This is a genomic window from Micromonospora parva (assembly GCF_000718515.1).
Classification (GTDB): domain Bacteria; phylum Actinomycetota; class Actinomycetes; order Mycobacteriales; family Micromonosporaceae; genus Micromonospora; species Micromonospora parva.
On sequence record NZ_JNZS01000005.1, the window covers coordinates 133,991 to 146,866 of the forward strand.

A 12,876-nucleotide genomic window follows, 5' to 3' on the forward strand; every position below is an offset into this window, starting at 1 on the left:
TCGAAGACCCTTTGGCTGACCTCCTGGCCAGCGCTCTCGACAGTGGACGCCATGTAGTTCTCACAGGGAACGCCGGAGACGGTAAGAGCCACCTTGCTGTTACTGCTATGGCCGCAGCGAGGCGACGGAACACTCTAGAGCCTGACTCGGACGAGCCGCCACGTGTAAGACCTGGCGAGAGGGTGTTCATCCGTGATGCCGCGGCCGTGAGCGATGAGGCAATCCTTGCTTGGACCTCGGCTGCGCTCAGCGCAAGCGCTCAACTCGTCATTACCTTGAATGAAGGCCCCCTAGCCTCGCTGGCCGCTCTTCAACCTAACGGTGTCTATGCTCTGTTGCGGGACGTGGCCCACGCACGGGCGCGAGGTGACGAAGCCCCGGACCCTGATGGCTTCTTGTTGGTCAACCTTGCTGGGCGCCAACTGGTCCATGGCGAATTCGTCGCGAAGGCCTTGGACCGGTTGCTACCCGCCGTCGTGGCTTGCGAAGGTTGCCAAGATGTCACCACATGTCCACGGACTGTCGGACGCGACCTGCTTCAATCCTCTAACACAGCAGCAGTTCGTCTAACAGAGTTGCTGCGCCTGTTGGCTCACTCCGGTACACGGATGACGGCTCGGGACCTCTGGATGTTCCTGGTCGACCTATTTTTCGGCTGGGAATGCCCTCCCGCCGCCAGCGACATGGAGAGGCTTCCGGGATGGTGGTGGTCCCGCGTCTTCTCGGATGAGAACTGGCTCGGGAAGGCAATCTCCAGGGAATTTGACCCGGTCAACGCAGCTGAGGGCTCGGTCGACGTTCAGTTGTGGCTCGGAGATGCCATAGGAGCGGCCGTGCCACCTGCAGCCTTGCTGATTGCCCCGTTCCGCCAGCATGCCGAAGAATCAGGTGAAGCTCTCCGCGCCTTCAGTGCAGCAAAGAGGGCCTGGTTTTTCCTTTCGCCTCATGTTGACGCTGCAGCATTGGTGGCACGGCAATCCCGGATCCCAGGCTATACGAGCCTCCTAGAGGTGGCGCGGGAGGATTCTCTCGCTGCCGCTCGCCGCATCGTTGCCCTCATCAATAGGTACCGACTTAACGATAACGACGACCGGCGCCTCTACCTGAGCCAGCATCACGTGCTCACTGCTGTCGAACGCCCACGCGTCCTGGCAGCCAGTCAGACATACAATAGCGATGCTGTTCAGATCAGAATCCCCTACGCATCCGAAGACCACGGAGTGGATTCCGCTGGGTTTGTTCCTACTCGCCTTGAATTTGGATGGCCAGGGCAACGGGGCAATGTTCTAGTCGTCGACTACCCAACCTGGCTTCAGTTGCAGGAACAAAGGTCGATTCACGCAGATAGACGCCAAGAGGCGTTGGATGCTGCGCTAGACCTGTTCATCGGCAGTGCACCTGCCCGGCCTGACGGTGATCCCCAGATTTCTGTATTCGACCACCGAACCGGCATTAGGACACGGATCACTGCCTTCAGCGGTAAGCATCCCGCATTCGAGGTGAACCGATGGTAGAGGTGTCCGGTCTCGAACTGACACCCTGGTTTCAGAACAATGTATCCATGAAGCTTGGGTTTAGTACTGCGACTACAAGTGCAGATCCAGTCCATGTTCTTAGCGGCTTCCTTGGCGCTAGCTTCAAGGGGCCTCGTGCTCCACAACTAGCCCGGCAGATGGTCGCAAAGAAGGAGCGGTCCTGGTCCATCCCGAACGAGGATATCGCTGCGGTCGCCGCTGCCGCCGAGCGGCCGGTCAACCTATCAGGCAGTCTCGGAGAATTAGAGGTCCTGCGTCAGGTAGTCCGTTCGCTCATTGCCAGCGACGGTGCCGTCTTTCCCTCCAATCAGTCGTATCAAGTAGCGCATCCTGGGTTTGTTACGAATGATTGGACCGGAGGGGACATCGGCAAGCAGTGTGCGGCGCTTCTCCTGGAATACGGGGACGGCACTAAAGCGATGTCGTCGCTGATTGAGAGACTCTGCTCTCCGCAACCGAACCCGCTATGGGCGCTCCAAGCGGTTTTTTCCGGCCAGCCTAGCCCATCGGACTTCTCGATAGCGACACCTGTACGGGTACCGTGGGCCGAAGCAGAACCATGCCGTCAGTTGGCACGTAACTTAGGCCGCCTCCTGCATCGCTGCGTAACCCTAGGCGCGACTGGTGTTGATAGCCTCTCCGGCTTGCGAGTCCTGGCAAACGCCTGCGAGTTCGTCTCTATCCTGATATACGCTCAAGTCCCTAGTTTGATGGGCCGGAGTCGCTCCCTCGCACCCCTTCTTGTCGCGGTGTCGGATGAGGCGCCAACTGTCAGAGAGGTTTCGGCGCGCGTCTCGGTCCCAGCAGTGCATGGGGCAATGGATACGTGGATTGCCGAGATGCTTCAAGCTGAGGTTGTCGAGCGTTTGGGTGGGGCGGTATCAGACCGCAGGACCGTCGAGAGGTTCCTGTTAAAAACGCTGCCTTACTCACGAGGCGCAAAGATTGCCCGCTCGGCCCGGAGCGAACAGATGATAGCGAACGCTCCGGCAATGCTAAGCCAACTGGAATCTGGCCATCAAAATGAGGACCTGGCCTTTCCGGCGGCTCTCGTGTTGCTCGACCTTTTGCGGACAACTATGTCCCAGAGCTACGATGGATGGTTCGATCACCATGCTCGTCGCTGCGGTTTTCTTGCGCCTCGCCGCGGCCGGTCAGCCAAGCGTTTGTGTGTAGAGGCACCGCTTGTCACAACGTTGGTCTTAGCGGGGCTCGACGACGATGAAACCCAAGTGGAGTACGGGCTGTGGCTCGAACGGCTCTCGTCGCGATTCGGTATTCACGTGGGGCCGAATGACGTTACGAGGACAATGGTTCCACGGGCGTCTGAGGCTGACTTAGAGTCAAACCATGATGCCCTCTCCTTGCTCCTGGCACGGGTCGGTCTGGCGCGTGCGTACAGCGACAATACGGTGGAAGTACTAAGCCCGCTTCCGGTTCGAACGGAGTACGATGGCTCCTAATGCATCCCCGGTCACCGGAGGTAGCTTGCTCGCCCAAGCAGTTACCGAAACAATCGTTCGCCGCCTGAAATCGGGACTAGGGTTCCTGCGACTTCCGCAGATCGCAACTCCGCTTCCAGTGGGCGAAATCCTCGGTCGAGTCTCGCTATCCGTTCCGGAACTTTGGATCTGCGATTTTACTGAATCTGTAGCGTCGAGCGACCGATCTACCAGCGATGTCCGCACCACCGTTCGGTGGCGCAACGAGGGTCGAATGCCCTTGCTGATAGTTGGAGATTTGAATCGAAACCGTGCTCGCGGCCTAGCGAACGTCGCTCAGGTCTCGGCGACTGAAGTGCGGGGACGCATCTTCGATACCCTCACAGAGAGTACAGCCTCTGACTTTAGTATCCAGATTCGACCGCTACTTCGATCGCTGCGTTCATGGGACTTGCCCTTGGACATGGTTGCAGACTACTGCGCGTCCCTTTTCCCCCTAGGAGCTGGCAGCGGCGACCAAGCGCGACAAGAGCTTTGGCGTCTTGGCTTCTTGCCGGATCTCTCATTCGCAAAGATCGAACGGAGCCGACTGCGACTGAACCAACAGACGGTGGACCGGATTAGATCCTCGGATCTGGCCGAGTTGCAGCGACTAGTCTCTTCTAGCGCCCCAAGCTATTCTGTACTCCGCAGGTTCGCCAGGACTAACGACATTAGGCTCCTCGCTCGCTTGAATCTCGACGACGTGATAGAGGCGCTCTCAAAGTCGAAGCGCCGGCCGGCCGGGGGCCGCTCTGAGAACAAGCCGAAGCAGACACCAGAGCCTTCCCGTACGCCCGACCTTGTTGATTTGGTCTTGGGCGACGGTGTTGAGGAAGAGGCGCTTCTGCACGCCGTGCAGTCTCAGTCTGGGCAGACGCTTGAGGTTGGCGGCGACCGCGTTGCGTGGTCTGGCTCTACCCTTACGGACATCCTAGATGACCCTTCTATTTCCGAAGCGGCTGCAAGTACTCGCGAGACGGGTGCCGTAGACAGCACAATGTCCGAAATTCGGCCTGACGAAAATGGCGCAGGTCTTGAAGGATCGGATGAAAGCGGCCTGACGGACACTGAGGAAATCTCTGACAACTGGCAGGCGGACTTCTACTCCCAGGTTGCCGGAGGCGTCAAAAGTGGGGGTGGGGTTCAATGGGTTGGAATGAGGGAAATCGCTGAATTCATTGAAGAGCTCGCGCTAGATGCCCCTGCTCCTGCATCTGACGCATTGGCAGCATTCCAGCAAATCGCAAACGCTCGTGCGGACCTGTCGCCTTACGCAGGATCGATCGCCAGCGAGGGCGTCCGCCTCCTGTTTGCCTCAGACAAACTACTGAGTCAAGCCGATAACCTAATCTCCGGCTGGGACGACTTGTGGGATGCCCTACGCCGGCTGCAGGATGGTTTGCCTGCCGAGGTCCGTACAGAAGTCCGCCGCATAGCGAACGCCCTTACTCTCGTCGATCTCGTTGTTGAGTCGCCTGGTGACGGCCTCCAGGTACGGCTTTTGCCGCTTCATCCGGCTGTTATTGAACCACGAGCCCGCGCCGCGCGACTCTTCCTGGATGAGGCAAGGTCGGGAGAGGTCGACCCCGAATTCGTCGAGACCGTCTCCGTGAATCTTGACCCTGCTGCGCCGTCCATCGGAATTGTGTATCAAAACACGCCAGAAGCGTTGGCCTTTGCCGGCATCCACGGGACGGGTCTCCCGATGTACGCTAAGCGCCGGCTTGCGTCGGGGACGGACGAGACTGTTCGGCTGGTGAGGCAAATAATCGATAGATTTGTTGCTGTTCATCCATTTGCCGAGGTTAGCTTCAGCGTAGCTCTTGTCAACCCCACGGCAGCGGTGGTCTCTCGTCTGTATCAGTCTTATGCGCACGATCCTAAGGCGCGATTCGAGCAGATTCGTGTCCGAGTCTTTGCTGAGATTGGAGCTGCTCAAGTTCGTGAAGACATCGCTAAGACGGCAGCCAGCGACGTAGACGAACCCGCAGGCAAAATCTTCATCGATGTGGTCGAGGGGTCACCCAGTCCCGAAAGCCTACGGGCCGGAGGCTCACCTCACCTACTAGTGATGTTTAACGTCTCCGACAAGGGTGACGCGACGTTCGGGGCGCTCTGGGAGTCTCCGCAGCAGGGCAGTGTTGTTTCGGAATGGAAGTTTGTTCCGCTACGCAGGATGACCGTCATCAAGCCGTCGCCGTCCGGACGTCTAGCGACGCTCCTCAACAAGCAGGCCGAGCTCGCCGCCGGTGGGCAGGCTGAGTTGCAGCGAAGCCCGTTACTTAGGGATCGAGAAGAGGTGGAACTCGCCTCCCTTGGAGGAGAGGCCACTTGGCTCGTTCTCGTCGAGCCGACTAGCGCCCTGGCGGCACCTGAGAAACTTGACGATCGCCTGACTCTGGTCGGGAGACTGGGCAGCGGTGCCCATACTGCTTACGTATATGGTCATAGCGCCCGCCTACTGGTTCAGCCGGCATTGTCGATGTTGCAGGGCAACAGTTGGTTGGATCCCGAGCCGGACGCTCTTCTGACATTTCTCACAACGACCGTACAGAGAGCGTTACCGGAGGGGCTGCTCGGATTTTTCGGATCCAGCGGGGCATTTCGGGATGACGCGGTACTCGGACGAATTGGCGTAGCGGCGGTGTTGGCTGATCTCCAAGACCGCGATGACGATGCGCTGGTGATCAGCCTTGATACGGAAACCGCGAGTCAATGGCTTCAGAGGCGTCCCACCAACAAGCGAGCCGACCTTCTTTCCTTTAGTTGGCCAGATGGTCGGCCACGGGTCGAGGCGATCGAGGTAAAGGCGACTAAGGATCTTCATCCTGATCGCATTCCGGGGCCAGTTTTTGAAGCAGCGAAGCAGGTGCGCGAGATGCTCGATGTGCTTCGGGGCATCTTCGGCGCATCCACTGGTGATCCGTTCGCTGCGAGTCGTCGTGAGATCTTGAAGAGACAGGTTTTCCTCGAGGCCCTGCAACAGTGGGAAGTTCTGCGTCTTGCCGACTGGGAGAGATACCGTCAACGCATCGCCAAGCTGAACGCGGCGTTTGAGGTAGGCCCGCCGAACACTTCTGTTGAGATTGCAGGTCGCGTTGTAGTCGTTGGTCCAGATGCCCCGAAAGGTCCCTACCCTTTGCATGTAGGGGACGATAAGTTGCCGCTTGAGGTGCTTGGTGGAGAGTGGCTTCGGCGCGCCCTGCGGCATGGCCGTAGCTATACGGTCATCCCTGCCGAACTCGGTGATCTGCTGCCGGATGACGTCAACCCGCTCGGGGAGTTGTCGCACGAACGAGCTTCCAACTCCGGCGGTAAGGGCGATCTAGCTGACCCTGCAAGCGGCTCCGACACGAGAAATCTGGCGCAGGCAACAGCGGAAAAAACTGGCGAAGCGACCAGTCCGGCGGCCACGAGCAGCAGTAGCGAGGCGCTTTCCCGACGCGTCGCTGCCGCTTTGCATGCTCGACAGGTTCCTGTACGTCGACTGGACCCGGCTGACATCACGGAGGGTCCGTCCGTCGTCCGAGTCCCGTTCGAGCTAGAAGCTGGCGCCCGCCTCTCCACGCTCGCTTCCCAGGAAGCGGATCTAGCTCGTGATCTGGGAGTGCCAAGCATTCGGGTTGATAACCTACCCGGGCGGGCACGATATGCCGTTCTTGAGTTGCCGCGGGAGAGCCGTACTATCGCGGATGTAGCTTCATTGAATCGGCCAACTGGACCTGCTGTATCTATAGCCTTGGGAAGCGACCTTAGCTTCAGTCCGTTCTGGCTTCAGCTTTCGGAGCTACCGCACCTGCTTATCGGTGGCACTACCGGTAGCGGCAAGAGCATGCTCATCCGATCGATACTGTGGCAACTGACGCGATTGTACGGGCCGGACGACCTAGATCTTGTCCTGATTGACGCCAAGGGCATGAATGACTACCGAGACCTTGCCCGTGCGCCGCAGGTCAGGAGTTCGACGGACTACCATCTCGGTGCGACCGGGGCGTTTGATCTTCTCCTGGATATCGTTGATCGTCGACTGCCTGAGAGGGTCGCAGAGTTTAATCGATATGCGGAGGAAGCTCTTGGGCGTCCGGTGCCTCAACTATTCACCGACATCGTATCGCTTGCCAAGGATTCACTGGATCAAGGCATTCGTCCGCCGATGCGTCCTTTCGTCGTAGTGATTGATGAATTCGCCGAACTTGCGCTGTCGTCTGCCGATAAGCGGCGGTTCGAGACAGTTGTTACGCGATTCGTTCAACGGGCGCGGGCGGTCGGTGGGCACTTGATTGCAGCCACCCAACGTCCGAGTGTTGAGATCGTTCCTGGGATCATGAAGGCCAACTTCGCTCGAGTCAGCTTGCGCGTTCAAAGTGCGGTAGACAGCCGAGTAATCATCGACTCAGCCGGCGCCGAAACTCTCCTGCCGCGAGGTGACATGTTGTATTCATCGCCAGAGCTTGGGCTCGTGCGGCTTCAAGGGTTTGCTGCTCACGGGCCTTATCCGCCCGTGGTATAGGACGGACGGGCTTCGGTTTGAAGGCTGCCAACATGCAGTCTTCTCGCGCTACCGTCTTGCATGGTTGCGGTCTGCTATCTCTCGCGGTGGGCCGCCGCCGGTCCAGCCACAACGGCCCAGGCGTTGACGGCTTATGCGGGCAACTGCAGCAGGTGCGGCCCTGTCTGGCTTCGCAGCAGGGTGCGACGCCATGAATACTGAGGGTCCTACGGCGTGCTGAGCAGCCTGTAGGTCCTGATGACTTCCCTGACGTCGCCATTCGTCCGACTAACGCTCTCTTGTTCGATTAGGGTCGTGCCCACCTCAACAGCGAAGAGGGCGGCGAGTTCCGCATCAGCAGCGACTTGACGGTGTCGCACTTCCGATTCGGCGCGCTTGTCTGACCCGCTCGGTTGCAATCGAGGCTTTGCGTAGGTGCCGCGACCGTGTTGGGTAGCAACCCAGCCTGCTTCTCGCAAGACCGAAATGGCTTGGCGAATCGTGCCACGACTTGCCCGAAACTCGGCGGTGAGCACAGCCTCAGTTGGAAGTAGAGCGCCGGGCGGGATTCGGCCGCATTCGATTTGTTCTCTCAACTCGTCTGCGATCGAGCGGTAGCGGGGCTGTCCGTAGTGCGGGGTGGGCACCTGCTCACCGTACCTGGCACTTGTCTTACCAAGTGCCAACCAAATGACCCGTTTCGACGCCTAGACAACTCATCCACTTGTAGATACGTTTCCTGGTGTGCGGCTGGAGTGACGGCCCGTGTCAGGGGTGGTTTCGCGCCCGCCCTGGTCGCACCTGATGCGCGGCGTCCTGTCGGACCGGTTGCGGTAGCCGCGCGTACAAGTTGGCTCGGCGATACCCGACCCGTCCGGCGTCGGACGGTGCGCCGTGCCTTCATCCGGGCCGGTGGCCGGCCCCATTCCCCCGTGGCTGGCCACCGGTCCCCGCCTACCTGTGGAGGTGCGATGTCCGGCTTTCATCGTCGGCACCATTGGCTCTCGTCCTGGTGGTCTCGGAGGCGCCTGTCCGCCCGGGGTGCCGGCAGCAACGTTCCGTCGAGTCCGCGCCCGGCTTCTACGGCCTTCTCGCCGCGGTGGTCGACCGGCGCCACCCGTGAGTTGCCTGTGCTCCGGTATGCGCCCTTGATGACGCGCGCCCAGTTCTTCCGAGGTAACGGCGGGCGGTGGCCGCGATGAGTCGTACGAACAAGCCGGCCGACGTCACCAGCCACCCGGACTGGTGCGCCCCGGATCGCTGCGGCTACCTGGTGCCGCCGGTGATGACGCACATGGCCCGCCGTCATCGCGGCCCAATGCAGAGGGCTGGAGACAGTCGGGCGGGCGGCCTTGTCGTCACGTACCTCATCAGCAGTGAGGCTCTGGGCGGTCCCATGATCGGTGTTCATGTGACGTGCCGCGCAGGGAACGCCTGGGCGGAGTTGTCCTTGCCGCAGGCAGCTCAACTGGTTGAGCAACTTCGCGGATCGCTGGCCCAGGCCACCGGGCAGCAGGGGGCCGGCGATGAGTGAGGGTGCTGCCATCCCAGAGAGGCCGTCGCCGTCGTCGATCGCGCCGGTCGTGTGCCCGGAGTGGTGTCGAGGCTGTGGACCGAACGACCCGATGCACCGAGGGCTTCTCTCCACCATTGGACGGGAGCGGACCGGCTGGGTCACCGTCCAACTGATCGTTGACCGGTTCGCCTGCCGGGACCTGGCCGTGAAGCTCGACGCGACCCGTTACGGTGCGTCGCAGACCGTACTCCTGTCGGCCGCGCAGGTGGACCGGCTCATTGACGAGCTGGTGTACGCCCAGTTGGAGATGCTCACACCAGCAACTGGCGGCGAGCGTGCCGGAGAGACGCGGTGAACGCCAACACCCGTCGGGGCTCAGCCGTTCCTCGTACTCCTGGCCTGCGCCCTGCGAGGCCGCCGCGAGCAGCGGTAGCCGTACCGCCGGTTCCTGAGCGGCCCGCCGGCGGGACCACCTGGCAGACGTTGGAACGTCTAGGGGGTACGGTGACCGGTGTGCAAGGCCGGGACTGGCGCCCTCGCTACCTGCAACTCGCGGAAGAGTTGCGGGCGAAGATCGTGAGCGGGGAACTTGCCCCCGGCACCCTGATGCCCAGCGAGACCGAGCTGGCCGACACCTCGGGCCTGTCGCGCACGAGCGTCCGCAACGCCATCCGGCAACTCCGCGAATGGGGCTTGGTCCGCGCGGAGCAGGGGCGCGGCACCTACGTGCGGGCACCCCGCCAGCGGGTACGCCGTCGCAACACCGAGCGGTACCAGTGGGAGAAGGATCGCGTCCTGCTCGACGAGGGCGAGCGGTTGAAGACTGGCGCCACCGAGCACGACACCGGCCTGACCGTCGATGATCTGAAGTTCCACGCCGAGTATTCGCGGGTGGAGGCTGATGCGGAGATGGCGGCGGCCTTGCAGGTCGAGCCGGGCACTTCGCTGCTGCGCCGGGTCTACTGGACGTCGTCACGGCACGAGAACGCGCCGCTGACCGTGTCGTACTCCTACCTGCCGTACGACCTGGTGGCCGCGAACCCGGACCTGCTCGACGCGGGCAAGGAACCGTGGCCGGGCGGCACGCAGCACCAGCTCTACACGCTCGGCATCGAGCTGGACCGGATCGACGACGAGATCCGGGCGCGTCCACCGTCGCCCGATGAGGCCGAACTGTTGGACATCGACCCGGGCGTCTCCGTACTCACCGTGCGGAAAACCTCGACCGACACCACCGGCCGGGTCGTTGAGGTCGCCGACGTGGTGATGCCGGGCGACCGCACCGAGCTTGTCTACTCCCACAAACTCCAGCGGTGGAAAACTTGACGCAGCTCGTCTCGGTCATCACCCCGGTCCACGCGCCCAGCATCGAGCACCTGCCTGGCGCCTACGAGTCGTTGGCCAAGCAGGAGATGCCTGACGGCTGGGACTGGGAATGGCTCGTCCAGGAGGACGGGCAGACCGGCGCCCTGGCCGACGCGCTCCCTGACGATCCCCGGATCAGTCTGGGCACAGGCCGCCCCGGTGGGCCTGGCGTTGCCCGCACCCTCGCGCTCTCCCGAGTCTCCGGGCAACTCATCAAGGTCCTGGACGCCGACGACCAGCTGACCCCCGGCGCGCTCACCCGCGACATCGCCGCGTTCGACGCGCACCCACAGATCGGCTGGACCACCTCGCGAGTCCTCGACCTGCTACCCGATGGATCGACCGCCGGATGGGACAAGGACCCAGCCGGCGGGGTCATCGACCGCGGCTCGGTCCTGTCGTTCTGGAAGGCCAACGACTACCGGGCATCGGTGCACCCGGCGACCCTGTGCCTGCGGCGAGATCTCGTTTTCGCCCTGGGCGGCTGGATGGCGCTGCCCGCCTCCGAGGACACCGGCCTCCTGCTCGCCGCCAACGCGGTAAGCGCGGGCTACTTCACCCGGGAGTACGGCCTGCTCTACCGCAAGTGGCCCGGTCAGGTCACCAGCCAGTCTGCGCACCGGGAACCGGCCGAGTACCAGGCACGAATGAGGATCATCGAGGCCCGAGCCAACGCCCTGACCTCGATGATCCCGAACGGCTTCGACGGCAGCGCTACGGCGTAGCCTCGTGCCCCGGCATCCCGTGGGTACGCCGCCGCTCCTTCATCTCCGCCTCGAAGATGTGCCGCCGACCGCCGGCCAGCTTCTCCCGCGCGTCCCGCTCGATCTCCTGAAACGCGGCGTAGTAGCCGTCGTCGAACTCCTCCACGATCTGAAACGTCCACCGGCCGGGTAGCACGTTGCGCCCCAACAGCTCCTGCTCGACCCGGTCGGCCATCCCATCGTGTCCGGCCTCGCGGAGCAGCTTGACCACTCGGTCGAGGGTGAGGTCTGCGCCGCCGACGAGCTGATGCGCTGAGTACAGGTGACCGCGCACCCGGTGGATGGTCTCCAGCGCCTTGCTTAACTCGCCAAGCGCTTCGACGGTCGTGCTGTCCACTCCGATCGGGCGTGAATGTGCCTCGTCTGCTGCCTGTGCAGCCACTCCAGATTGATCTGCCACAGAGTGACGATATCCAAGATCGCGCCACACTGCCGCTCGACCCAAGTTCCTATTTAAGAGAATCCGCAAATGGTGCGCCTAAAGCCATTTCTGGCTTCGGAAAGTTATTCGCGAATTTCGGTCCGCAGTAATTTGGTGGGCGGCGTCACAGTGGACGATCCAATTACTGGTCGACAGATAAAGTGATATGGCCGCCACGTTGTGCAGTCACCGAAGGCAGGGTCTAGGCATCCCCTCCGAGGCGCCGGGAGGGGGAAGCAGCCGGCTTCTTCCCTGCTCAAGGAGGAGGTACAGCATGCCGACCGATGATTCACCCAGTCCCCGAGACCACGGTGGTGCCCGACGGGCGAAGCCGACGGGGGCTGGCGAACTCGTCGACCTCGTATTGAGGATCGCGGTTCGGGTCATTGAGTTGGTGGACCTTATTTGGTCCGGCGGGGACGTGATGTAGCTCCTGCTTGGCCAGCAAGAGCCACATCACACCATCCAGATACGGGCCCCCAGCCTCGACGTTTGGCCTGCCGAGAGGTTGGGGGTTCGTTTCTCTTACAGTCCAAACCTTACAACCTCATCCATGTTATTGCGAGTGAAGTTGTCTGCGCCGGGGGCCACGCCTGGGCGGCGAATGCGTCAGTGATTCGGCTTCACCCTTGAGGCCGCGCCGTCGTGCCGCTTCTGGACCTACTTGTTGACTTGTCTGCCAAGTGCCGTCTACCTTGGATGCAACTTGGCAGACAAGTTAACAAGCTGGAGGTTGAGCGATGGCTCTGCGCGGCGGTACGAGGTTCGCGGTGCGGTGTGAGGACGTGTTCCCGGCGGGGTGCGCGTTGGTGCCCGAGTCTCTGGGCGAGGTCGAGGACTACGACGAGAAGACCGGCCGGCGTAGCCCGGCGAAGGACAAGCTGACCGGCCAGCGGGTGTGGCAGGTCCGGGTGATGGACCTGGATCCGGAGCTGGGGAAGCGGTCGCGGGAGACGACGGTGAAGATCTCGGCGGACTACCAGCCGGTGCCGCCGACGGGTGGCCTGTTCGAGGCGGTGGAGTTCGACGGCATGACCGTGACGCCGTACGTGGGCAACAACGGTCGGATGGCGTATTCGCTGCGGGCGACCGGGATGCGTGCGCCGGCGGGCGTGGCGTCGAAGGCGGCGCAGTAGCCGCATGTGGTGGGGGCGGGGCTGTCAGGTCTTGGCGGACGGCAGCCCCGCCCTCTGTCTCTTTCCCCTGCTCTGTCGAGAGAGGTAAAGACATGTCCAAGCGTATGCCTGCCGTCCTGGGGCGGCCCACAGTGGCGGGTGTTCGATGATGCGGCGGCCGCGCGGT

The 12,876-nt window shown here is 62.0% G+C and carries 9 protein-coding genes; 7 read left to right on the top strand and 2 right to left on the bottom strand.

Going from position 1 to position 12,876, the window contains the following annotated elements; genetic code table 11:
* Positions 1-206: 206 nt before the first annotated feature.
* Entirely contained in the window at positions 207-1,514 is a 1,308-nt protein-coding gene (locus tag IF22_RS34925; RefSeq protein WP_167337277.1) for a hypothetical protein, read from the top strand.
* Positions 1,515-3,707: 2,193 nt separating this feature from the next.
* Entirely contained in the window at positions 3,708-7,529 is a 3,822-nt protein-coding gene (locus IF22_RS34240) for a DNA translocase FtsK (RefSeq protein ID WP_167337278.1), read from the top strand.
* A gap of 206 nt (positions 7,530-7,735) precedes the next feature.
* Here the strand turns inward: IF22_RS34240 and IF22_RS36415 are convergent, their stop codons facing one another.
* A complete protein-coding gene (locus tag IF22_RS36415) occupies positions 7,736-8,155 on the bottom strand; it encodes a GntR family transcriptional regulator (RefSeq protein ID WP_167337279.1) in 420 nt (139 codons plus the stop codon).
* A gap of 551 nt (positions 8,156-8,706) precedes the next feature.
* Between IF22_RS36415 and IF22_RS35830 the strand changes: the two genes are divergently transcribed.
* From IF22_RS35830 to IF22_RS0107625, 4 genes are all read left to right on the top strand, one after another.
* Positions 8,707-9,042, top strand: a complete 336-nt coding sequence (locus tag IF22_RS35830; protein WP_245233563.1) for a hypothetical protein — start codon at positions 8,707-8,709, stop codon at positions 9,040-9,042.
* A gap of 91 nt (positions 9,043-9,133) precedes the next feature.
* Positions 9,134-9,379: a hypothetical protein gene (locus IF22_RS0107615; protein WP_030329831.1), complete on the top strand. Its 246-nt coding sequence runs from the start codon at positions 9,134-9,136 to the stop codon at positions 9,377-9,379.
* 149 nt (positions 9,380-9,528) lie between these two features.
* A complete protein-coding gene (locus IF22_RS0107620; protein WP_030329832.1) occupies positions 9,529-10,350 on the top strand; it encodes a GntR family transcriptional regulator in 822 nt (273 codons plus the stop codon).
* Positions 10,338-11,114: a glycosyltransferase family 2 protein gene (locus IF22_RS0107625; protein WP_030329834.1), complete on the top strand. Its 777-nt coding sequence runs from the start codon at positions 10,338-10,340 to the stop codon at positions 11,112-11,114. The genes IF22_RS0107620 and IF22_RS0107625 overlap by 13 nt, the downstream gene beginning before the upstream one ends.
* On the opposite strand, the gene IF22_RS0107630 is transcribed toward IF22_RS0107625, so the two are convergent.
* Complete coding sequence (locus tag IF22_RS0107630) at positions 11,104-11,553, bottom strand: hypothetical protein (protein ID WP_051708246.1); 450 nt, start codon at positions 11,551-11,553, stop codon at positions 11,104-11,106. The two genes, IF22_RS0107625 and IF22_RS0107630, sit on opposite strands and share 11 nt — an antisense overlap.
* A gap of 761 nt (positions 11,554-12,314) precedes the next feature.
* Here IF22_RS0107630 and IF22_RS0107635 point away from each other — a divergent pair.
* Positions 12,315-12,710, top strand: coding sequence for a hypothetical protein (locus IF22_RS0107635; RefSeq protein WP_030329838.1), 396 nt, complete (start codon positions 12,315-12,317; stop codon positions 12,708-12,710).
* The last annotated feature ends 166 nt before the right edge of the window (positions 12,711-12,876 follow it).

Bases quoted from the DNA above. Each gene is read 5' to 3' on its own strand.
- IF22_RS35830 (WP_245233563.1), top strand. From the start codon at position 8,707: ATGAGTCGTACGAACAAGCCGGCCGACGTCACCAGCCACCCGGACTGG.
- IF22_RS0107615 (WP_030329831.1), top strand. From the start codon at position 9,134: ATGCACCGAGGGCTTCTCTCCACCATTGGACGGGAGCGGACCGGCTGG.
- IF22_RS0107635 (WP_030329838.1), top strand. From the start codon at position 12,315: ATGGCTCTGCGCGGCGGTACGAGGTTCGCGGTGCGGTGTGAGGACGTG.